21 protein-coding genes and 1 other RNA gene are annotated in these 21,956 nt (G+C 47.0%); 3 read left to right on the forward strand and 19 right to left on the reverse strand.

The window, feature by feature from the left end; genetic code table 11:
• Positions 1–45: 45 nt before the first annotated feature.
• Positions 46–1,227: an MFS transporter gene (locus DW743_RS12510; protein ID WP_117761765.1), complete on the reverse strand. Its 1,182-nt coding sequence runs from the start codon at positions 1,225–1,227 to the stop codon at positions 46–48.
• Between the two features lie 194 nt (positions 1,228–1,421).
• Here DW743_RS12510 and DW743_RS12515 point away from each other — a divergent pair, with 194 nt between their 5' ends.
• Positions 1,422–1,706 (forward strand): autorepressor SdpR family transcription factor, encoded by a 285-nt coding sequence (locus DW743_RS12515; RefSeq protein WP_022462759.1) that lies wholly within the window; start codon positions 1,422–1,424, stop codon positions 1,704–1,706.
• On the forward strand, positions 1,690–2,322 hold the full coding sequence (locus tag DW743_RS12520; protein ID WP_055267355.1) for an SdpI family protein: 633 nt from the start codon (positions 1,690–1,692) through the stop codon (positions 2,320–2,322). Before DW743_RS12515 ends, DW743_RS12520 begins: the two co-directional genes overlap by 17 nt.
• A gap of 141 nt (positions 2,323–2,463) precedes the next feature.
• On the opposite strand, the gene nadC is transcribed toward DW743_RS12520, so the two are convergent.
• From nadC to DW743_RS12540, 4 genes are all read right to left on the reverse strand, one after another.
• Positions 2,464–3,318 carry a carboxylating nicotinate-nucleotide diphosphorylase gene (gene nadC, locus DW743_RS12525; protein ID WP_117761766.1) on the reverse strand — a complete coding sequence of 285 codons (855 nt, stop codon included), beginning with the start codon at positions 3,316–3,318 and terminating at the stop codon, positions 2,464–2,466.
• On the reverse strand, positions 3,284–4,660 hold the full coding sequence (locus DW743_RS12530; protein ID WP_117761767.1) for an L-aspartate oxidase: 1,377 nt from the start codon (positions 4,658–4,660) through the stop codon (positions 3,284–3,286). The genes nadC and DW743_RS12530 overlap by 35 nt, the downstream gene beginning before the upstream one ends.
• Positions 4,661–4,700: 40 nt before the next feature.
• Positions 4,701–5,609, reverse strand: a complete 909-nt coding sequence (gene nadA, locus DW743_RS12535) for a quinolinate synthase NadA (protein WP_117761768.1) — start codon at positions 5,607–5,609, stop codon at positions 4,701–4,703.
• 380 nt (positions 5,610–5,989) lie between these two features.
• A complete protein-coding gene (locus DW743_RS12540; protein ID WP_243002094.1) occupies positions 5,990–7,204 on the reverse strand; it encodes an AI-2E family transporter in 1,215 nt (404 codons plus the stop codon).
• A gap of 275 nt (positions 7,205–7,479) precedes the next feature.
• Here DW743_RS12540 and DW743_RS12545 point away from each other — a divergent pair, with 275 nt between their 5' ends.
• Positions 7,480–8,634 carry a DUF4317 domain-containing protein gene (locus tag DW743_RS12545; RefSeq protein WP_117761770.1) on the forward strand — a complete coding sequence of 385 codons (1,155 nt, stop codon included), beginning with the start codon at positions 7,480–7,482 and terminating at the stop codon, positions 8,632–8,634.
• A 94-nt stretch (positions 8,635–8,728) separates the two neighbouring features.
• Here the strand turns inward: DW743_RS12545 and DW743_RS12550 are convergent, their stop codons facing one another.
• The 14 genes from DW743_RS12550 to DW743_RS12615 all read right to left on the reverse strand — a co-directional run bounded on the left by DW743_RS12550 (position 8,729) and on the right by DW743_RS12615 (position 21,891).
• Positions 8,729–9,151, reverse strand: a complete 423-nt coding sequence (locus DW743_RS12550) for a flavodoxin (RefSeq protein WP_022462753.1) — start codon at positions 9,149–9,151, stop codon at positions 8,729–8,731.
• Between the two features lie 91 nt (positions 9,152–9,242).
• Positions 9,243–9,797, reverse strand: coding sequence for a DUF3793 family protein (locus tag DW743_RS12555; RefSeq protein WP_117761771.1), 555 nt, complete (start codon positions 9,795–9,797; stop codon positions 9,243–9,245).
• A gap of 18 nt (positions 9,798–9,815) precedes the next feature.
• A complete protein-coding gene (locus DW743_RS12560) occupies positions 9,816–10,106 on the reverse strand; it encodes a DUF2325 domain-containing protein (RefSeq protein ID WP_022462751.1) in 291 nt (96 codons plus the stop codon).
• A 364-nt stretch (positions 10,107–10,470) separates the two neighbouring features.
• Positions 10,471–12,558: a heavy metal translocating P-type ATPase gene (locus tag DW743_RS12565; protein ID WP_117761772.1), complete on the reverse strand. Its 2,088-nt coding sequence runs from the start codon at positions 12,556–12,558 to the stop codon at positions 10,471–10,473.
• A 97-nt stretch (positions 12,559–12,655) separates the two neighbouring features.
• On the reverse strand, positions 12,656–12,967 hold the full coding sequence (locus tag DW743_RS12570; RefSeq protein ID WP_022462749.1) for a DUF6110 family protein: 312 nt from the start codon (positions 12,965–12,967) through the stop codon (positions 12,656–12,658).
• 176 nt (positions 12,968–13,143) lie between these two features.
• On the reverse strand, positions 13,144–13,599 hold the full coding sequence (locus DW743_RS12575) for a transcriptional repressor (RefSeq protein ID WP_022462748.1): 456 nt from the start codon (positions 13,597–13,599) through the stop codon (positions 13,144–13,146).
• 33 nt (positions 13,600–13,632) lie between these two features.
• Positions 13,633–13,767, reverse strand: a complete 135-nt coding sequence (locus tag DW743_RS12580; protein ID WP_022462747.1) for a FeoB-associated Cys-rich membrane protein — start codon at positions 13,765–13,767, stop codon at positions 13,633–13,635.
• 97 nt (positions 13,768–13,864) lie between these two features.
• The gene (gene feoB, locus DW743_RS12585; RefSeq protein ID WP_022462746.1) at positions 13,865–16,015 is read right to left on the reverse strand and encodes a ferrous iron transport protein B; all 2,151 of its coding nucleotides are present in this window, start codon (positions 16,013–16,015) and stop codon (positions 13,865–13,867) included.
• A 116-nt stretch (positions 16,016–16,131) separates the two neighbouring features.
• Positions 16,132–16,353, reverse strand: a complete 222-nt coding sequence (locus tag DW743_RS12590; protein WP_022462745.1) for a FeoA family protein — start codon at positions 16,351–16,353, stop codon at positions 16,132–16,134.
• Positions 16,354–16,372: 19 nt separating this feature from the next.
• Positions 16,373–16,582, reverse strand: a complete 210-nt coding sequence (locus tag DW743_RS12595; RefSeq protein WP_022462744.1) for a FeoA family protein — start codon at positions 16,580–16,582, stop codon at positions 16,373–16,375.
• 233 nt (positions 16,583–16,815) lie between these two features.
• The gene (locus DW743_RS12600; RefSeq protein WP_117761773.1) at positions 16,816–18,990 is read right to left on the reverse strand and encodes a M3 family oligoendopeptidase; all 2,175 of its coding nucleotides are present in this window, start codon (positions 18,988–18,990) and stop codon (positions 16,816–16,818) included.
• Positions 18,991–19,006: 16 nt separating this feature from the next.
• Positions 19,007–19,603, reverse strand: coding sequence for a Maf family protein (locus tag DW743_RS12605; protein ID WP_117510305.1), 597 nt, complete (start codon positions 19,601–19,603; stop codon positions 19,007–19,009).
• Between the two features lie 181 nt (positions 19,604–19,784).
• Positions 19,785–20,135: RNase P RNA component class A (rnpB, locus tag DW743_RS12610), an RNA gene on the reverse strand.
• Between the two features lie 100 nt (positions 20,136–20,235).
• Positions 20,236–21,891 (reverse strand): nucleoside kinase, encoded by a 1,656-nt coding sequence (locus tag DW743_RS12615; RefSeq protein WP_243004582.1) that lies wholly within the window; start codon positions 21,889–21,891, stop codon positions 20,236–20,238.
• Positions 21,892–21,956 lie beyond the last annotated feature (65 nt).

The raw sequence follows: 21,956 nt of genomic DNA on the forward strand, positions 1-21,956 counted from the left end.
GCGCCCGGAACCACGTTCGGTTTCGGGCGCTTTCTTTTATCTTTCCTATGCAGTTTTTGCTTCTTTCGAACCGAGGCACACAATCAGCCAGCCGATGAAGGCCGCAAGAGATGCGCAGATCAGCATCGCGCCAACACCGGCTGCATCGATAAGCCAGCCGCCAAACAGGGAGCTCATTACATTTCCTGCGGTGATGGTCATCGCCATATATGCCTGTCCTTTAATCGAATCCTGCGGCTCCATGATGCCGTCCACGTAATAGACGCAGGCGACGTTGATCAGCGCCCAGCCGAACATCTGGAACGGCTGAACAGCGTAGTATGTCGGAATATTAAAGGCCAGGAAGGTTCCTATGCTTTTCAGGACAAAAAACAGTCCGGAGAGGCGGAACCAGAAAACACTGCTCTTCTTTTTCAGCAGATAGCCGAACAGAAACATCGTTGGCAGCTCGGAAACTGCAGAGATGGTCATCGCATTTCCCATCTCACCGCTGCCACCACCTTTTGCCATTGCAATCTGATAATTGAAGCTGTTAATCAGGCTATGTGACATAAAGATCAGAATGCAGCCAAGCAGTACTACCACGAAAGACGGATACCGTTTCAGAAAATCGACCGGACCGGCTGCTCCTGTCTCTTCTTTTTCTGCTTCTGCTTTTTTCCTGTCCTTTTTAAACGGAAAGCGAAATACACAGATGAGGAAAAGAATGGTCAGTGCGATATCCCAGATCGGAATCATGTCTGCTCCAAAGGATGCGGTCAGCCGGCCGAGCAGCCATGATGCAATCGCATATGCAACGGAACCCATGCCGCGCCCGATTCCGTAATCAAGTTCCTCTCCCTGGCGGATCGTCTCCATACCAAGAGAATTAACGAACGGAATCATCAGCATCAGCATCGTAATGCTTGCGCCGTACAGCAGTGTCCTTACCACCATAGAACTGCTTTCTGCCGTTGCAGCAAGGGAAATGATAAGAACAAGCTGAATCAGGTTCGCTCCAAGGAGCATTGTTCGTACGGACGGGCTTTCCGGCCGATCTGCGTAGGATGCCAGCGCAGGCTGCAGAACCGCTGACACGATACAGCCAACTGCCGTCAGAAGGCCGATTTGTGTGTTTGTGAAGCCTTTTTCAAGAAGATAGACGCTGGCATACCCCATCAGTGCCGCGTATCCCATCCAGTAGCAGCCTTGAATCGTGCCGTAGCGCACGGACAGGTGTTTTTTCATGTTTTTGTCCCCCTTTTTCTACAACTTTTCCCTTATCGTAGCGTATTCTACAGAAAATGGCAACTCAAAATCAACAATAAAACTATTTAGATTTTTTTCGAAATGCTTATTGACTTTTCGCTTTCCATGTGATAAAAAGTATTTAGATGAATTTCTAATTAATTTGCATTCATACTGCCGGAAAGGAGGTTTCCATGGCATTCGCAGAAACGTTTAAAGCTCTCTCCGATCCTGTCCGGCGAAGGATTCTGGAGCTTCTGAAAAACGAAAGACTTTCTGCCGGGGAGATCGGATCGCACTTTGATATGGCAGGTGCAACCATCTCCTACCATCTCGGTATTCTGAAAAAAGCAGATCTTGTGCTGGAATCCCGGGAGAAAAATTTTATTTATTATGAACTCAACACTTCCGTCCTGGAAGAAATCATGCTCTGGATTTCAGAGCTCAAAGGAGGCACTTCTGATGTGGAAAAAATATAAAACAACACTGATTCTGACAACACTCATTTCTCTTTTTCCGATGGTGATCGGACTTCTGCTCTGGAATCGCATGCCGGACACCATTGCCACCCATTTTGGCACAAACAATGTTCCAAACGGCTGGAGCAGCAAAACGATGGCAGTGATCGGTATTCCTCTGTTTCTTGCCGCTCTGCAGATTTTTACCGCTGTTCTCACTTTTTCTGATCCGAAGCGGCAGAACATCGGCCCGAAGATGATCCGTCTTGTTCTGTGGATCATACCTGTAACCTCCCTGATAATCTGCTGCTCCATCTACGCAAACGCAGTCGGCATCGCAGTTGATATCGGTTTTGTTAGCAATGGGATTGTCGGCCTTCTCTTTATTCTCATCGGCAATTACATGCCAAAATGCAAACAGAACTACACAACCGGCATCAAGGTTCCATGGACCCTTCACAGTCAGGAAAACTGGAACCGCACTCACCGCCTCGCCGGCTGGGTTTGGATCATCGGCGGCGTTGCCATGATCGTAAACAGCTTTCTGCAGCTTGAATGGATTTTATTTCTCACGATCGCAGCGCTGGTTTTGATTCCGATCGGATATTCCTTTCTCCTGTTTCAGAAAGGAATCTAAACCCGGAGAATTTTTTATAAGAAAATTCAACGAAGTTTCCTGTTTAAAAAAGCTTCTGTTCTTCCCTTTTTCCGGGAGGAACAGAAGCTTTTTTATTTCGCGATTTTTATATCTATAAGGAAATGATTCCTATTTTTATACTTATTCTACTGGATGCAGATTTTTCAATGATACATCAAGAATCGGTGCAGAATGCGTCAGTGCACCGCTGGAAACATAGTCTACGCCGGTGTCGAGGATCGTGGCGATATTTTCTTTTGTCACATTTCCGGAGCACTCGGTTTTTGCTCTGCCGTTGATGACGGCTACCGCCTCTTTCATCTGCGCCGGAGTCATATTGTCGAGCATGATAATGTCGGCACCTGCATCTGCTGCTTCGCGGACCATATCAATATTTTCGCACTCGACTTCAATCTTGCGCACAAACGGAGCATAATCGCGTGCCATCTCGATCGCTTTTGTGACACTGCCTGCAGCTCCAATATGGTTGTCCTTTAACAGAACGCCATCGGACAGATTGTAGCGGTGATTCTGGCCGCCACCGATTTTGACTGCATATTTTTCAAAAATACGCATATTCGGGGTCGTTTTTCTGGTATCGAGAAGGGTCGTTTTGGAACCTTCGAGCAGCTTCGCAACGCTTCTCGTATACGTTGCGATTCCGCTCATCCGCTGCAGATAATTGAGCGCGGTTCTCTCACCGGACAGCAGAACACGGATATCGCCGTTTACGGTTGCGAGCAGATCGCCTTTTTTGACTTCATCGCCGTCTTTCACATACGGAATAATCTCGGTTTTCTCATCGAGCAGAGTAAATACTCTTGCAAATACTTCCATACCGGCAATGACGCCGTCCTGTTTGCAGAGAAGCTGTACCGTTCCCTGGCAGGCTTCTGGCATGACAGCATTCGTGGTTACATCTTCACTGGAGATATCTTCCTGCAGTGCCAAAAGCAGCAGATTATCCACATTTAGTGTTCTTGTGATTGGATTCATATTCATCTTCCTTTCTGATCGCATCCCAGATGCTCTCTTTGCAGCGTTCTGCATATTCTTCCATATTCTGGTAATCTTCTTTTCTAATATCGTACCGTTTTGCAAGGAGCTTCCATTCATCTTCCTTCGGCTCCGTTGCCGTTTCTTTGCGGTCTGCGTTCTCTGTAAGACCCTCTGCGGCCCATTCGGCAGCCATCTTCTTTGCCGCGCGTTCTGCGAATACAAGGCTCTCCAGCAGAGAATTGCTTGCCAGACGGTTTGCACCGTGCACGCCGTTGCAGCTCGTCTCACCTGCTGCGTACAGATGATCCATCGTCGTTTCGCTATTGCTGTCTACCTTGACGCCGCCCATAAAGTAATGCTGTGCCGGTACAACCGGAATCGGTTCTTTCGTGATATCATATCCCTCTTCCAGGCATTTCTGGTAAATATTCGGGAACCGTTCTTTTACATCAAGCGGAATCGTTTTCAGGGAAAGCCATACGTGCTTCGTGTGATCCTTTTCCATCTGGCGGTGAATCTCACGGGATACCACGTCACGCGGCTGCAACTCATTGGTGAAACGCTCACCGTTTTTATCGAGCAAAACAGCGCCCTCTCCGCGGACAGATTCGGAAATCAGAAAACGGCGGCCTTTCTTTTGGGAATACAGCGTTGTTGGATGAATCTGTACGTAATTGACATTTTTCAGTGCTACGTTCCTGTGGATTGCAATTGCAAGTGCATCTCCGGTCAGATGCGGGAAGTTCGTGGAATTATCGTAAATTCCGCCGATGCCACCGCATGCCCAGATCACATCCCTGGCATAAACCGGAATCAGCTTTCCTTCTTCATCCCGGATCAAAACACCCTCGCAGACATTTTTGCAGGAAAGAATATCACACATTTCCGTGTGCGCAAGAAGCGTCACGTTCGGCAGCTTTTTTACCTGCGCGAGAAGCTTGCTCGTAATCTCCTTTCCGGTTACATCGTCGTGGAACAAGATGCGATTGGTAGAATGTGCGCCTTCTTTCGTATAGCAGAGTTCCCCGTTTTCATCGCGGCGGAAATCCACACCCCAGGCGATAAGCTGATTGATGACATTCCGGGAAGAACGGATCATAATGTCGACGGATTCCGGCGTATTTTCATAGTGGCCGGCATGCATCGTATCCTCATAGAACGCATCGTAATCGTCTTCGTTTTTCAGAACACAGATACCGCCCTGTGCGAGGAAGGAGTCGCTGTCCTCGGTATCTGCTTTTGTTATCATCAGAATATCGGCTTCCTGGGGCAGATGAAGTGCCGCAAAACATCCTGCCACACCGCATCCTACAATCACTGCATCATAATACTTTTTCATTTCATTTCCTCTTTTCCGCTTCTGCGTTCTGCTCATTTTGTTACTTTGCAAGCTCGAGCATTCTTAACAGCGGCGCATGTGCGTCTGAAATTTCCTGTTCGCTTAACAGAACTTCATTCTCCTCGTTTTCCAGTGCTTCTATTAATTTGTCCAATGTTACTTTTTTCATATTTGGGCAGATCTGCGTATTTCCCACTGCATAAAACTTCTTATCCGGGCAGCGCTTTTTCAGCTCTGCGAAAACGCCAAGCTCGGTTGCAACGAGAAACTCGGTATTTTTACTTGCCTCGGCATATTTGATGATGCCTGCGGTGCTTCCGACGTAATCGGCAAGTGCAACGACTTCACTTCTGCACTCCGGGTGAACGAGAAGCTTTGCCTGCGGACGCGCTTCCTTTGCAGCCTTTGCAGCTTCCGGACGGATGGCAGCATGTACGTGACAGAAACCGTCATTTAAGATGATATGTTTCTCCGGCACCTGCTCAGCCACATAGGTACCAAGATGCTCATCGGGGATAAAGAAGATGTCGTGGTTCGGCAGTTCTTTTACAATTTTTACTGCATTGGAGGATGTGACACAGACGTCGGAATGACTTTTTAATTCCGCGGTGGAATTGACATAGCATACGACAGCCACATCCGGGTACTCTTTCCGGACTTCCTCGATTTTTTCAATCGCTGCCATGTGAGCCATCGGGCAGTCGGCATGCAGATCCGGGAGCAGTACTTTTTTGCCCGGGTTTAAGATTTTGGCGCTCTCACCCATGAAACGAACGCCGCAGAGAACGATAACACTGGCGTCCACTTTCGTCGCCATGTCGCTTAAGTAATACGAATCTCCGATGTAATCGGCAATTTCCTGCACTTCATCCGGCACGTAATAGTGTGCCATGATGACGGCGTTTTTTTCTTTCTTTAATGCTTCCAGCTTTTCTCTTCTGGTATCCATTGGTTTTGTTTCCTTCCTATTTTTACTATCACGATTCAGAACCCTGAATCGTGATATTTTTTTAACACTTTAGCGCTTAGTATACCACAACTTTTATCATGTGACAAGACAGTTGTAATATCCATTGTCCATTTTTTTCCTGCCTTTTCCCTTCCCAGTGCTCTATAATAGGAAGTACTTGTCTAAGACATGAAAATCTGTGACGCAGTAATTCACGTTCTGCTGCGCTGAATTTTTGCATTATTTTCCGGGATTGCTATAAAAACACCCGGAAATTTGACGGTTGCATAATTATCTACAAAAAAAACGGCCACAATACCCATATTTACTGGGTTTGTAACCGTTTTATCACCATACAGCCGTCAAAGTACGGGATTCTATCATTTCACCTCTGATATGTCACTATTTACCATTTCTTCCGCCGTATCTTCTTCTATTTCTGTCTTTGTCACCTGTTTGATATGCTTTTTTTTCAGATGCAGATATACGAATTCCCGAAAAATAGTATAAAACACGGAAAGCAACGGAATGAAAACAAGCATACCTACAATTCCCATAAGATTTCCGCCGATCGTAACTGCTGCAAGAACCCAAATCGACGGAAGCCCTACAGACTCACCCACAACATGAGGATAGATCAGATTTCCCTCGATCTGCTGCAGCACCAGAAATACTATAATAAATAAAATTGCCTGTTTCGGATTTACCATAAAGATCAAAAAGCTTCCCACTGCACACCCGATGAAGGCTCCGAAAATCGGGATCAATGCCGTAAACGCAATTAAAACTCCAATCAAAAGTGCATATGGCATCCTCAAAATACTCAATATCACAACAAACATACAGCCAAGGATCACGGCTTCCAGACACTGACCTGTAAGAAAATTTGCAAATGTCCGATAAGTCAGAGAGCAGACTTTAAGAAAAGCATCTGCTTTTTCCTTTGGAAGAAAAGCGAAAAATACTTTTCGAATCTGCACCTGCAGCGTTTCCTTCTGAAAAAGGACATAGCAGGCAAAGGAAAATGCAACAAAAAAGGCTGCCAATCCACTAACTATGGAACCCACTGCTGACATTGTGATATTCATCATATTTCCTGCACCATTTCCAAGTAGGCTTATCCCCCACTTGATCGCCTGATCCGGATTAAACTGTACCTGATCTACAAGCTTCATGATTTCCTGGTTATTATGGGAAAACTCCCGGATCCAGCTTTGCATCTGCGGAATAAAATCAGCGATACTCATCATCAGGGTTCCTATTGTCCGCGTAAGCTGCGGAATCACACCAAACATCACCAGTACAATCACGCCAACCGCAAATACGATCGTGAGGAACAGGCTTATTGGTCTTGCCAGTTTTTCGACTATCTTATTTTCTTTTTTTGCCCTTCCAAAAATTTTCTTTTCCAAAAAGCTCATTGGCACGTTGGTCACAAATGCGATCGCTCCGCCAAGTACAAATGGAAATACGATCCCCCATATTGCTTTCAACACATCGAGTACCACATTAAACTTCCACAGCGCGACCACAAGAAATGCTGTAAACACAATAAGTTCCCGGATTTTTTTTACAGATTTTTTACTTATATCCACTGTCATTCTCCTCTTTTTCTTAATTTCATGCGTATCCATTTAAGCAGCTGAATAATCGGAAGACTTGCAAACGCAAATTTTCAAACTTAAATTACTCCCCTTTATTAGACCTAATCGTATAACAGAATCGGTACCTCTGTCAAGATTTTTGAAATTATATTTAAAGTGTAAAAAGATATAGTCGCCATTTTCTTTCTTGCCTTTTCCCTTCCCTATGGTCTATAATAGAAAGTACTTGTCTAAGATACGAAATTGCTGATAAAGGAGCATTTTATATGAACAAAAAGGAAATTGCTGAAATTAAAAAACTGTTTACCCCATCCCACTGTGCGATCACGCGAATCTGCGGATGCTATGTGGATGCGGAAAAGAATATTAAGACAAAATTAAAAGAAGCGTTTCTCTCTCTCGAAGAGGAAGAAATGTTTAAATATTTTAAGATTTTTAAAAGCACCCTCTCCGGTACCATCGGAAAGAATCTGCTGAATATGGAGTTCCCGCTCTCCCAGGAAAGTGAGGGCGGCACACAGGAGTTTCTCTTAAAACTCCGCAACAGTGAGCTGAAGGACGAAGCGCTGATTGATGAATTTTATGAAAAGGTGATGGCGGATTATCTCTATCCGGAAAACTACTATATTATTCTGATCCATGGTGCCTACGATGTACCGGGACGCGCTTCGGATAATCTGGATATGGACGATGCTTCCGATTACGTCTATGAATTTATCCTCTGCAGCATCTGCCCGGTAAAGCTTGACAAACCGGGACTCTTCTACAATGTGTCCCACAACACGATTGAAAACCGCGTGCAGGACTGGGTGGTCGGCGCACCGGAAAACGGTTTTCTCTTCCCTGCCTTCACAGACCGCAACACGGATATCCACAATCTGCTGTATTTCACGAAAAACGCAGAGATGGATCAGCCGGACTTTCTCGACCACTTCCTGGGCTGTCAGGCGCCACTCTCCGCGAAATCTCAGAAAGAAACGTTTCAGTCTATTATAGAAGAAACTCTCGATTGCGCCTGTGATTTTTCTACTGTTATGACCATTCAGGAGAACTTAAATACCATGATTGAAGAACGGAAAGACGATCCGGAACCGGTGGTGCTCGATAAACACGAGGTAAAACGTCTGCTCGCCAGCAGCGGCGTACCGAATGAACAGCTTGACGAGTTCGACGAGAAGTACGAATCCATTGCGGATGAGAAAGCAAGCTTCGTTGCCTCGAACGTGGCCAGTACACGGAACTACGAGATCCGCACCCCGGATGTTATCATCAAAGTCAGCCCGGAAAAGGCCCAGCTCATCGAAACCCGTACGATCGACGGAACACCGTATATTCTGATCGAGGCAGCCGATGAAGTGGAAATCAACGGAATTCTTTTAAAACCGTCACGGCCATCCGATGCGGATGATACCGAATTTTAACAGCCAAATGACAGCGAGTCTTTCTCCCTGTCCGAAAAAAAAGCGGCAGTCCCAGACAAAAGGGCTGCCGCTTTTTCTTCCTTTTTATTTATGCTTAGCAGAGTGCTTTTCCAAGTGCAATGCATGCTGCCTCAGCTTCATCATCTGGCGCGTCTGCGCAGATCACGCTGTCGCATACCAGCTCGGCGCCATCATTTTTGCAGCTTTCTTCCCAGGTGCGCATCCACTCGCCGTCTCCCCATCCATAGGAGCCAAACAGAGCGATTTTCTTTCCGGAGAGTTTGGATTCACATGCGGAGAACATTGGCTCGAACTCGGTATCTTCCAGCTCTTCTGCCCCCATAGCCGGGCATCCGAAAGCGATTGCATCGTATGCATCTACATCATCCGCAGAGAAATCTGCGCAAGTCAGAACAGAAACTTCTGCGCCTGCCTCTTTTGCTCCCTCTGCTACTTTCTGTGCCATCATTTCTGTGTTGCCGGTTCCACTCCAATAAACTACTGCTACTTTGCTCATGTTTCAAATCCTTCTTTCTTTATTTTCTGATTCCGGGGGATTTTTCTTTCCCCGATCCTACTGCCCTTTTTATGGTATGCAGGATTTTATGTTAAACAGCTACGGTGAGCTGTAAAACGCTTCTTCCCTGCTTCCAGAGACGCAGATACACGTTTCTGCATTTCTGATAGCGCTGAAATGTTTTCTGTGTTTCGCACTCATTGCAATAGACCTTCCAGCATCCCTTGCATTTATAATTGTGGCCTTTGTTCTCAATAAAACCGATCACATCACCGAGCGGATAGTCGAGAAACACACCGATCTCATGCGGAAATCCTTCTTTACACTCTGCCACCCGGGTTTTTAGGCGATTCAGTGCATAAGCAATGTCTGTATTTTCATATCCATAGGATTTTAAAAACGCTGCATTCTCCGGATTTTCCAGCTCCTTCTGGAGAAGCCCTTCACGGTACACATAGACCAGTGCTCTCGTCTCATGCTCCCGCAATACAAAGATGCGAATTCCTTTTGGTTCCAGACAGGCACTCCAGTATGAAATCTGATCTTCCAGTTCTTCTTTGGATGAAAATGTCATATTACATAAATTTGCGGCTTTGATGGAAGCCAGCGTTGCCGAACAGTGTTCGATCAAAAATCTCTCAATCATGCCTTTTACGTCTCCTTCTTACATTGCTGCTGCGCAGTGCTCATCTAATACCGAGCGAAGTGCGGTGGCACTGCTGGTATGGATTCTTGCGATCGGAATATTGTTTTTCTTTGCTTCCTGGGAAGCAGTGATGACCATTTTGTGGGATACGGTGTTGGTAAAGAGAATCATCAGATCCGGATTCCCGATTTTTTTCTTAACGGAGCCATGCTCTTTCGGGAACACCTTTGCTTTACATCCATAGTCTTTACAGATATCTGTATATTGACACACCATTCTTTCATTTCCACCGATAATTACGACACTCATCTTCTCTACCTGCCTTTCTGTTGTTATCTTATGCTACTTGAAATTAGTTTATTCTAACTCCTGTGTTTTAAGAAAGAATCCCTCTACCGGGATCCCGTATGATTTTTGGTTTTATCCGTTGTACTTTAGTTAGCTACATCTAACTGTTGGGTATATCATACCGTTTTTGTCGGATTTTGTCAAGGATATCCTGCAAATTTTTCCGGCTTTTCTTGAGAAAATTGTATCATTTTCTTTTTCACATCACGCTGGTGAAAGAATATTCGCAATGGAAGCAGAGACTTTCCCTGCTTTTGTTAAAAAGCCGCTGGAATCTTAAGAAGAAGACTCCAGCGGCTTTCCCGTTGCTATTCTGTTCTGTTTTTTATACCGGCTCGTCCAGCAGGTTACCCATACTCTTTAAGCCAATGTAAAGAGTAGATGTATTGTGAAGCAGTGCGGAAGTGGTTGGCTGTAAAATGCCGCCCACGCCGAGCAGAATCAGTCCGGCATTGAACGTAACGATAAAGCGGTAATTCTTATGAATCCGTTTCATCAGACGGTTGCTCAGCATACGAAGCACCAGAATTTCTGCCAGATCGTCTGCGGCAACGGTGATATCCGCGATCTCACGCGCAATCTCTGCGCCCTCGCTGATGGCGATTCCAACGTCTGCGGCAGAAAGTGCCGGTGAATCGTTAATACCGTCACCGATCATAATGACTTTACGTCCCTCTGCTTTTTCTTTCTCCACAAAGTTTGCCTTATCCTCCGGCAGTACCTCAGCATAGTACTCGTCCACGCCGACCTTCTTCGCGATCGCTTTTGCCGTGCGCTCGCTGTCTCCGGTCATCATGACGATCTTTTTCAGACCTGCTTTTTTCAGCTGACGGATAATTTCGGCCGCCTCCGGACGAAGCGGATCCTCAATGCAGATAACTGCTGCAAGTACACCTTCTAAGGCAAGATAGAGATGAGAATACTCCTCCGGCAGATGACGGAACTTCTCTTCCATTCCTTCCGGAATGATACTGTTCTCATCCTCAAATACGAAGTGATAACTTCCAATAATCGCTTTTTTGCCATTGATCGTTGTAGAAATACCGTGTGCAACGATATATTCTACTTTGGAGTGCATCTCCTCGTGATCCAGATGTTTCTCTTTTGCCGCGTCTACTACGGCTTTTGCCATGGAATGCGGAAAATGCTCTTCCAGGCAGGCTGCGATGCGCAGAAGCTCATCCGTGCTCTTTGTTTCGCTGAAGGATACCACCTCTGCTACGGTCGGCTGCGCTTTTGTCAGTGTTCCAGTCTTATCGAAAACGATCGTATCCGCTTCCGCCACAGCCTCCAGGAATTTACCGCCCTTTACGGTGATCTTGTGCTGGTTTGCCTCGCGGATTGCAGAGAGAACGGAAATCGGCATGGCAAGTTTTAACGCACAGGAGAAGTCCACCATCAAAATAGAGAGTGCTTTCGTTGCATTTCTGGTCAGAAGATACGTCAACGCCGTTCCACCAAGGGAATACGGTACAAGACGGTCTGCCAGATGCTCTGCCTTGCTCTCCAGTCCGGATTTCAGTTTCTCGGACTCTTCGATCATCGCGGTAATCTTCTCGTAACGGCTGGATCCGCCGGTCTGCTTCACAAGAATGGTAAGCTCGCCCTCCTCAAGAACCGTTCCCGCATAGACAACGGAACCTAAGGTACGGCGTACCGGAACAGATTCTCCGGTCAGAGAAGCCTGGTTTACCATACCCTCGCCGTTGGATACCTCGCCGTCGAATGGAATCAGATTTCCCATATGTACGACAATCTCGTCGCCCGCAACAATTTTTTCAGACGGAACGAGAATTTCCTGGCCGTCTTTTTTCAGCCATACCTTTCCGACGTTCAGCGACATGCTGCGTGCCAGATCTCCGACGGATTTTTTATGCGTCCATTCCTCAAGCAGCTCTCCTACGCCGAGCAGGAACATGACAGAGCCTGCGGTTCCATAGTCGCCGCGGAGCATCGAAACACCGATTGCGGTTGCATCAAGAACCGGAACTTCGATCTTTCCCTGTGCCAGTGTCTGGATTCCTTTCCAGATATATTTTACGGAAACAACCGTAGTATAGATGGCACGGATCGGTGCCGGAAGAAGCCATTTTCTTCCAAAGTGGTAAATCACTTTGCTGATCAGCTTTTCCTGATATTCGTTGTTTAACGCTCTGCCGGAGCTCTCAAGCAGTCCGGTCGGCAGCTCTACTTCCTCGTAGTGGAAGAGCTGTATCATCCGAATCACAGCGGCTCGTTCTCCCTCGTAACAGATCACGGCATCGCCGGTTCTGTCATATACCTTCGCGAAAGATACCTGGTTCTGATTCTGCAGATAGTACAGCAGTGTCTCTGCCTGTACGGAGGACATGCGCTTCTGTGCCAGATGGATTCGGATTCTGCCTCTGCTTTCGTGTTTAATATAAAATTTCAAATCTTATGCCTCCTAGAAAAACACCTGCAGAGAATTCTGCAGGCGTTTTGTTTTTTCCGTATGAATACGACGTAAATCAGATGTTGCTGTGTACAGCTTATGCCTCAACCGTATCCTCTGCTTCTGCTTCAACAGCTTCCTCTGCTGTCTCTTCAGCTACATCCTCTACTGCCTCTTCTGCTGCTTCACGCTCTTCGTTGATCTGTTTTGCGTCAGCATAGATGTCCTCCGCATTCTCCTGGATGGTCGTTACCGTATCCATAACAACTTTCTTTGCACGAAGAACAGCTGCGGTGCAGTTGGTGTAAAGTTTTTTCGCATCCTTGCTGGACAGTGCTTTGATACCTGCTGTTCCGAATAATACTCCTGCTGCGAAAAGTCCTGGATGTTTTAAATCTTTGATTGTCATATTACATTTCCTCCTGTTATTAAAATAAATTTTTCCTGAATTTTACATTTTCCCCCGCTGTGGTTCACAGTATAGCACTCACCTGCTCGGTTAGACAATACGTACAGTTCTTTTTGATAATTATTTTCATTAAAACAGGGAAAACGGAAGGAATTTTCACCCGTTTTCCCCGTTTTTCAGCCTTCCACCGCTGAAACAATCACATTTTCAATATCCTGATTCTGAATATAGCCCTTTGCCTTCAGTCCGGATTTCATCACGTCCATCCACATCTCTCCGCTTAAGCGGCAGATGGTATGATCGCTCAGTTCTACGGTACAGCCCTGATCTTTGAAGCATTCTTCTCCACAGGCAATCTTGTAAAAATTTTTGCGGCTGATTGCACCGATGCTCTCCAGTGTATTCACCATGCGATACACCGTAGCAGGCCCGATGCTGCTGTCTTTCTGCAGAGCTTTATAGTAAATTTCTTTACAGCAGGAGCACTCCTCTTCCAGGATAATATCGAGCAGAATCCGTCTCTGTCTGGTTATTCTGCATCCCTGTTCCCGGAGCTTCTGAATAATCAGTTCTCGCTTCATCTGTGTTCTGTGATAATTTCTGGCTTCATGCTTTGTCTGTTCCTGCGGCATACGTTCTACCTCCTGATGATGATTCCTGTCCTGTCAGTCGCAATGTCCCTTGCACTGCCCGCAGTTACCACCACAGCTTCCCTTGCCACTTTTTTTATCTTTAATCATACTGCGTACTGCAAGTCCTACCAGACCAACAACGACTACAAGTGTGATAAAAGTTCCCATAGAAACAACTCCTTTCTTTTCAAAAGAGTCCGCATCCTGCAGCGGATGCCGGATACGGACTCTTCATCAGATACATGTTCTCTATCTGTCACAGCAATTATTTGCTGAACATTTTGTTGGTGGAAACGCTCAGAGTTGCGCTCTCTTTGTAAGGTCTTACCAGCAGATATACAAATCCAATGATGAGCAGAACAGCAACTACCGTTCCGATTCCAAAACCGCCGCCGATGAACAGGTTACCGATCTGATAAATGCACAGGGATACAACATAGGCAAGCAGTGTCTGATATCCGATTGCAGTAAAAAACCATTTGGTATTGTTCATCTCACGTTTGATTGCACCCATTGCTGCGAAGCACGGTGCGCACAGAAGGTTGAATACCAGGAAAGAATAAGCTGCTACCGTAGATAAGCTTCCTGCGAGCTGTCCCCAGATCTCGGCACCGTCTTCTGCAACTTCACCAAAGCCAAACAGGATACCAAAGGTACCAACAACGTTCTCTTTTGCGATCAGTCCGGAAACAGCTGCAACAGCCATCTTCCAGTCGCCCCATCCAAGAGGTGCAAACAGAGGAGCGATCACGCTTCCGATGGAAGCCAGGATACTGTCATTTAACTGCTCGGCTTCCAGCATTCCGAAAGATCCGTCAACCCATCCGAAGTTCATCAGGAACCACAGAACGATGGTGGACATCAGGATGATGGTACCGGCTTTTTTGATGAAGGACCAGCCACGCTCCCACATGCTGCGAAGAACGTTGCTTACCGTCGGCCAGTGGTAAGCCGGAAGCTCCATAACAAACGGAGCCGGATCACCGGCGAACAGTTTTGTTTTTTTCAGGATGATACCGGAGCAGATGATTGCTGCGATACCAACGAAGTAAGCACTTGGTGCAACCCAGGAAGCTCCATTAAACAGGGCGCCTGCGATCAGGGCGATGATTGGAAGTTTTGCTCCACAAGGTACAAACGTTGTTGTCATGATGGTCATTTTACGGTCACGGTCATTCTCGATGGTACGGGAAGCCATGATACCAGGAACACCGCAGCCACTTCCGATCAGCATCGGAATGAAGGATTTTCCGGAAAGTCCAAATTTACGGAAGATACGGTCCATGATGAATGCAACACGCGCCATGTAACCGCAGGACTCCAGAAATGCCAGGAACAGGAACAGTACCAGCATCTGCGGTACGAATCCAAGTACGGCACCAACACCGGCTACGATACCATCGAGAATCAGACCCTGCAGCCAGTCAGCGCAGTGGATCGCGTTCAGCAGATTTTCAATGGCCGGCGGAATGATCTCTCCAAAGAGTACATCGTTGGTCCAGTCCGTTACAAAAGTACCTACTGTTGTGACAGATACATAATATACAACCCACATAACAACCGCGAAGATCGGAAGTGCCAGCCAGCGGTTAGTTACGATCCGGTCGATCTTATCCGATGTTGTCATGGCGTTTTTCTTGTTCTTTGTGACACAGTCGCCGATGATGCTGGAAATATAAACGTAACGCTCGTTTGTAATAATACTCTCGGTATCATCATCAAACTTGTCTTCCAGCTGTTTGATCTCGGCAGATACATCCGGAACGGATTTCATCTGCTCTGTGATCTTATCATCTTTCTCCAGAAGTTTGATTGCAAAGAAGCGTTTCTGCTCATTTACAATATCACTTCCGAGTTTGCTCTCAACGGTGCGGATGACTGCCTCCACATCCTTGTCAAACTCGTGAACCGGTACAGCAGCACCTTTTTTCTGTGCGATCTGTACTGCTTTATCAGCAGCTTCTTTGATTCCGGTTCCTTTCAGCGCAGAGATGGTTACAACTTCACAGCCCAGCTTTTTCGCCAGTTTGTCGATATGTATTTTGTCTCCGTTCTTTTCAACAATATCCATCATATTGACAGCCATGATCACCGGAATACCAAGTTCCATGATCTGTGTGGACAGATAAAGGTTACGCTCAATGTTGGTACCATCTACGATGTTCAGGATCGCATCCGGTCTTTCATTAATCAGGTAATTTCTGGCTACCACTTCCTCCAGTGTATACGGAGATAAAGAATAGATACCCGGAAGGTCCATGATGGTGACATCTTTGTGGCCTTTGAGCTTTCCTTCTTTTTTCTCGACGGTTACACCTGGCCAGTTTCCTACGAACTGGTTGGAGCCTGTCAGTGCATTGAACAATGTTGTCTTACCGCAGTTCGGGTTTCCTGCGAGTGCAATCTTAATTGCCATTTTTTCCATGCCCCTCTTTCTTTGATTTTTACTGATTTTAATAACTTCACAAGCCTTACCAATATTGGCTACAGCTTGCTTTTGTTAGCATCCGCTAACAAGCAGGCAAAAAAAATTTACTCTACTTCAATCATTTCGGCATCTGCTTTTCTTAAGGATAATTCGTATCCTCTGACGGTTACTTCGACCGGATCGCCGAGCGGAGCAACTTTGCGCACGAATACGTCAACACCCTTGGTGATTCCCATATCCATGATTCTTCTTTTGACCGGACCGGAGCCGTTGAGTTTTACAACTTTAACGGTTTCTCCTACGGAAGTCTCTTTTAAAGTCTTCATCTTCTCTCCTTCTTTCCTATCAAATCAGGATTTTGGCTGCCATATCTTTTCCAACGGCCACCCTGGAATCTTTCACATTCACGATGAGATTGCCGTCGATTTCCGATACGACTGTCACGTTTCCGCCAACGACGAAGCCAAGATTTTCAAGAAATCTTCTGGTCTCTTCTTTTCCGCCGACTTTTCTGATTGTGTAACATTCGCCTGGATTTGCCATCGTTAAAGGCATAGTCAATTACCTCCTGTGTATGATAATGAGTTTCATCTCTATTTCAGTTGTTAGTATATGCTAACGTACGTTAGATGTCAACTGCTTTTTTACTATTTTTTTGTATTTTTTTCTGAAATTTACTCCGTTACTGAGAAAAAGCCTTCGTTAAGAGCCCTGTTTTTTTGAAAAATAAGGCAGAACAGAGAAATTTCGTATCTCCCTGTTCTGCCCTTTTTGCTTTCCATTTCTTTTTAGAAACGGTACATCATCTTATGCCATTTTGCACCGCCATGCGTCGAGTCGGAAAGTTCGATATATTCGTATCCGATCCTTTTGTAGAATGGAATCATATGATCCTTGCACGTAAGAACAACGGCTTTTTTGTCACGCTCTCCTGCGCTTTTTACCATATGACGCATCAGTGCTTCTCCAATGCCCTGTTTCTGGAACTTCGGATTGACGTCCAGTCCGAAAATCATCTGATAATCGCCGTCCGGGTTGTGCAGCGTGGCGTCATGGTAGAGTGCATCCGCCAGATAATCGGTATCCGCACAGCAGCCATTGCAGAAGCCTGCGATTTCGCCGTCTTCAGTTTCCGCCACAAAAAAGCTGTTTTTGCAGGTTTTGTACCGCTCCATGAAGTCTTCATAACCTGCCGCCTCGGCAGCCGGGAAGCATAGCGCCTCCACCTCGGCTACCTTTTTCAGATCTTCCTCTTTTACCGGACGGATCGTATACTTTACTTTTCGTTTTAAATAGGGCTTCAGTCCCGCAACGACTTCTTCCACCGTTCCATCCACGAACGGATTCTTCAGTCCTGCCAGCTCCAGCAGTGCAAAATATCCCTTGCTTCCGCCTGCCTGGCAGAGACGGTAATAATCGTCCCACGCCTTTTCCGGCTCTTTTTTGGAACGCTCAAAGAACTGGAAAGCACAGATCTGTGCCAGCGCATAATCAATATAATAGAACGGGTTCACAAAGATATGCTGCTTCTGCATCCAGAAACCGCCCTCCTCGAGGAACTTGTGGCCGTCATAATTTCTCCATGGCATATAGGTCAGCTCTAACTGATGCCAGATCGCACGGCGCTCCTTGGCCGTCATGCCGATATTTTCAAATACCTTATGCTGGAACTCATCCACACATACCATGTACGGAATCACTTCCAGCGCGCTCATCAGGTGCGCATAACGGTAATCATCTGCTTTCTCTCCAAAGAATGCATTCATCCAGGGGTATGCGAAATGCTCCATTGTCATCGAGTGAATCTCCGCCACCTCGCTTGTCGGGAATACCATATCCATAAACGGAATCTGTTTTGCCGCCGTATACGCCTCGAATGCATGGCCCGCCTCATGAGTCAGAACATCAACGTCCGCGCTCGTACCATTAAAGTTGGAGAAGATGAACGGCGCCTTGAACGTATTCAGAAATGTGCAGTAACCGCCTGTCTGTTTTCCCGGCTTCGTCTCCAGGTCAAACAGCTCATGCTCCACCATAAAGTCAAAGAACTCACCCGTCTCTTTCGACAGCTCATGGTACATCTTCTGCGCCTTCGCAACCAGTTCCTCCGTCGTTCCTTCCGGAACCGCGTTTCCTTCCGGGAAAATCAGCTCCTCATCGTAATAATGCAGCCTGTCCACTCCAAGCCGTTTCTCCTGCTCCTTCCGAAGCTCCAGGCAGAGCGGTACAATCTTCTCCTTCACCTGCGCACGGAACCTTGCAACATCCTCCGCCGTATAATCGTATCTTCCATAGCTCAGGTAAATAAATTCAATGTAAGAAGAAAATCCCAGCTTCTTCGCAATTTTATCGCGCAGCGGAACCATCTTGTCATACAGCGCATCCAGCTCCCCGGAAATCTCTTCATACAAATCTCCCCATGCCGTCATCGCCTCTTTCCGCATCTGGCGGTCCGTACTCTGCATCGCCTTCAGCAATCCATAAAAATTACACGTTTCGCCCTTAAATTCCGTCGAAGCATTCGCCGTAATTTTACTGTACTGCTGCGTCAGATTCGCCTCTTCGATCAGATCCTCCACGATACAGTCGTCCGCTAATTTTTGGCCAACCTCCATATTCTTCACAAAGAATTCCCCGAACTCCTCTGCAAACTCTTTGATAAACGGAGACTCCAGAATCACCTTCTCTGCCTTTTGTATCAGCAGATGGATCGCCGGAATCGTCTCATTCCAGAACTGAACCTCTCCTTCATAAAACGAATCTCTGGTGTCCACCGTATATCTTACCTGCGCCACTTCCGCCATTGTCGTCCAGGCATCCTCGCGCGTTTTTTCTTCCATAAAAAGTCCGCGCAGCTCCTCATATGATTTTGCCTCTTTGAGCGCCTTCGTATACGCTCTTACTTTTTCCTGCTCTGCCTCCATGTCCGGCCTTACGTATTCAATTTCCGAAAACTTTTTCATCTTCTCTTACCTCCCTCTATTCCAGAACGCCCAGATTTTTCAACTCATGATAAACCCGGGACGCCGGCAGTCCCATCACATTATAATAGTCTCCCTGGATTCCTTTCACAAACTTTGTCCCAAACACCGTCTGAATTCCGTATCCTCCAGCCTTATCCGACCACACAGGAGCCTCCCCCTCTTTCTCAAGAGCAAGATACCCGTTTATCTCCTCCTCTGTCATCGCATAAAACTCTACATCTGTACGGTCACAGAACGATACCACACGCTTTGCGTCCCCCTCTGTTACCGCAATCGTAACTCCAGTATACACCTGATGCACCCTTCCCTGCAACTGCTGCATCATACTTCTGGCATGTTCTATCCCCTTCGGCTTGCCAAGGATCTCCCCTTCAAAAGCCACAACCGTATCCGCCCCGATCACAACGGCATCCCCTTCGGTAATCTCCGCAACATCCAGACATTTCAGCCTTGAAAGCTCCTCCACAACCTTCTCCGGTTCCGCAGACGTCACAACTTCTTCCGCCCCTGAAGCCTGAACCTTACACCGTATTCCCAACATCTCCATCAACTCTCTTCTTCTGGGTGACCCCGAAGCCAATATCACTTTCATCCTGCTGTCTCCTTTATTTTTTCTTTCATGACATGCATTTTTTCACACCATGCAGCGATCCGCGGGAATGTGCGGCTTGCGCCGGATGGCCGGATAAAATAAGTACGCCGGGAACGAACACAATCCACTCGTGTCCGTTCCCGGCGTACTTATTTTATCCAGATGCCTGAATTTCCGTCTTAAGCAAAGCAAAACGATAAGCCGGGTTATGTCGTGTGTAATCATCTATCCAATGGAACTGTCGCCAGTCCCCTTAAGCGACCCACCTGAAAACATGACGGGCAGCCATATACGTTTTCTATTCGGTCTTGCTTCGGATGGGGTTTACATGGCTTTCTCTGTTACCAGAGAAACGGTAGTCTCTTACACTGCCTTTCCACCCTTACCAGGAAAAACCTGGCGGTATCTCTCTGTTGCACTATCCCTGGAGTCACCTCCGCCGGACGTTATCCGGCACCCTGCCCTGCGAAGCCCGGACTTTCCTCACCTGGCCCCTTTCGGTCCTGCCAGCCGCGATTACATATCTTACTTTGTCAAAAACGGAACATCAGACAGTTAATAATCTTACCACAAACTCTCTTTCTTGTCCATCCCCAAATCGCAGATCCCACAAAGCCATACAAAACAGCCTTTCACACATCAAAGCAGCTTCCCCCCACAAACTCCCGCAGAATCGAGTTTTTCGGAATATCCTCAATCGGCACCCCGACAAAATAATCCAGGAACTTCAGCAGCCGCTTCGCCTCCTGATACTCCGGCTCCCCCTCCTCAATCTGGAACAAAAGCGGCTCCGCATACAGCTTCAGCACCGAAAGCTCATACACCAGCGCCGAATTAAACATCACATCCGCCTTCTCCTGGTTCGGAAAAATATTCCGATCCTCGCCGCGGCGCACCGACGGCCACATCGCAATCGTCTCCTTCGCCGACGTTGCCCGCGTCCGGCTGTCGCGCACCATCCGCCGGATCAGACGTCCGTCCGTCGTCGGAATCCGGTTGTGCTCATCCACATTAATCTGCGTCAGCGCACTGATATAAATCCGGAACTTGCTCTCCGCCGGAAGCGACCACGTCAGTTTCTCATTCAGCCCATGGATGCCCTCCAGCACCAGCACATCCGTCTCCTTCATCTGGATAAAATTCCCCTTGTACTCGCGCTTGCCCGTCTTAAAATTAAAATACGGCAGCTCCACACGCTCTCCATTCAGAAGCTTCGTCATATCCTGGTTCAGCAGATCAATATCCAGCGCCTCCAGGCACTCAAAATCATACTCCCCATTCTCATCCCGCGGCGTATCCACACGGTTCACATAGTAATTGTCGAGACTGATCGGATGCGGCGTCAGCCCATGCGCCGAGAGTTGGATCGAAAGCCGGTTGCAGAACGTCGTCTTGCCGGAAGAGGACGGACCCGCGATCAGCACAAACTTCACCGTCTTTTTCTCCGCGATCTGCTCCGCAATCTTCGCAATCTTCTGCTCCTGCAGTGCCTCCGCAATCAGCATCATCTGCTGGATATTCCCCTTTGTGATGCGTTCATTCAGATCCGCAACCGTCGAAATTCCCATCTGCTCGCCCCAGCGCTCCGATTCCCGCTGCACCTGGAACACCTTCGGGGAGAGATTCGCCGCCGGCACCGTCTCCGGCGCCTTTTTCTCCGGCATCTGCAGCACAAAGCCGTCATCGTATAAATAGAGATCAAAATACTTCAGATAACTCGTATCATACGTCATAAATCCATAATAATAGTCTTCAAAATCCCCGAGACTGTACAGATTCACACGGGAGACACGGCGGTAACGGAACAAGCGGTCTTTATCCGTCATGCCATGCAGCCGGAACCGTTCTCTCGCCTCGTGCGTATCGACACTCCGCTTATAAATCGGCACCGCCTTTTCCACCTGTTCATGCATATACGCTTTTACTTCGTCCAAAAACGCCTGATTCAGCGTGATATCGCCGTCCACCGTATAGAAAAAGCCCGAACCCGCCGAAAAATGCAGCATCACATGGCGGATCTTATCGTAGCCTCCCACATGATACACCGCTTTTACCAGCAGAAGAGAAAGACTCCTCTGATACGTTTTATGTCCGATCTCATCCTCCGTTGTCACAAATTCCAGTTCACAGTCTTTTTTCAGCTGTTTGTGCAGCTCCCGCAGCCGTCCGTCCACTTTCACAAGGACAATCGGCGCGTCCATTGTTTTTTCAAAATCCTTTGCAATCTCATAATAAGAGCAATTTTCCGGATATTCGTATCCTTTTCCATCAATTGTTACCTGAATCAATTGTAATTCCTCCTTCTTGCAAAACTTTCTGAAAATTCAGAAGTGACAGAAAAGGCGCGCCCGAA

This window comes from Blautia sp. AM28-27, assembly GCF_003480905.1.
Taxonomy (GTDB): Bacteria; Bacillota; Clostridia; order Lachnospirales; family Lachnospiraceae; genus Fusicatenibacter; species Fusicatenibacter saccharivorans.

Coding starts and splice junctions, on each gene's coding strand:
- nadC (WP_117761766.1), bottom strand. CDS start 3,318: ATGAATCCAATCACAAGAACACTAAATGTGGATAATCTGCTGCTTTTG.
- DW743_RS12550 (WP_022462753.1), bottom strand. CDS start 9,151: ATGAGCAAAGTAGCAGTAGTTTATTGGAGTGGAACCGGCAACACAGAA.
- DW743_RS12560 (WP_022462751.1), bottom strand. CDS start 10,106: ATGAGTGTCGTAATTATCGGTGGAAATGAAAGAATGGTGTGTCAATAT.
- DW743_RS12575 (WP_022462748.1), bottom strand. CDS start 13,599: ATGCCGCAGGAACAGACAAAGCATGAAGCCAGAAATTATCACAGAACA.
- DW743_RS12520 (WP_055267355.1), top strand. CDS start 1,690: ATGTGGAAAAAATATAAAACAACACTGATTCTGACAACACTCATTTCT.
- DW743_RS12570 (WP_022462749.1), bottom strand. CDS start 12,967: ATGACAATCAAAGATTTAAAACATCCAGGACTTTTCGCAGCAGGAGTA.
- DW743_RS12595 (WP_022462744.1), bottom strand. CDS start 16,582: ATGCCTTTAACGATGGCAAATCCAGGCGAATGTTACACAATCAGAAAA.
- DW743_RS12555 (WP_117761771.1), bottom strand. CDS start 9,797: ATGATTGAGAGATTTTTGATCGAACACTGTTCGGCAACGCTGGCTTCC.
- DW743_RS12530 (WP_117761767.1), bottom strand. CDS start 4,660: ATGAAAAAGTATTATGATGCAGTGATTGTAGGATGCGGTGTGGCAGGA.
- DW743_RS12590 (WP_022462745.1), bottom strand. CDS start 16,353: ATGAAGACTTTAAAAGAGACTTCCGTAGGAGAAACCGTTAAAGTTGTA.
- DW743_RS12600 (WP_117761773.1), bottom strand. CDS start 18,990: ATGAAAAAGTTTTCGGAAATTGAATACGTAAGGCCGGACATGGAGGCA.
- DW743_RS12605 (WP_117510305.1), bottom strand. CDS start 19,603: ATGAAAGTGATATTGGCTTCGGGGTCACCCAGAAGAAGAGAGTTGATG.
- DW743_RS12545 (WP_117761770.1), top strand. CDS start 7,480: ATGAACAAAAAGGAAATTGCTGAAATTAAAAAACTGTTTACCCCATCC.
- DW743_RS12580 (WP_022462747.1), bottom strand. CDS start 13,767: ATGGGAACTTTTATCACACTTGTAGTCGTTGTTGGTCTGGTAGGACTT.
- DW743_RS12515 (WP_022462759.1), top strand. CDS start 1,422: ATGGCATTCGCAGAAACGTTTAAAGCTCTCTCCGATCCTGTCCGGCGA.
- nadA (WP_117761768.1), bottom strand. CDS start 5,609: ATGGATACCAGAAGAGAAAAGCTGGAAGCATTAAAGAAAGAAAAAAAC.
- feoB (WP_022462746.1), bottom strand. CDS start 16,015: ATGGCAATTAAGATTGCACTCGCAGGAAACCCGAACTGCGGTAAGACA.
- DW743_RS12510 (WP_117761765.1), bottom strand. CDS start 1,227: ATGAAAAAACACCTGTCCGTGCGCTACGGCACGATTCAAGGCTGCTAC.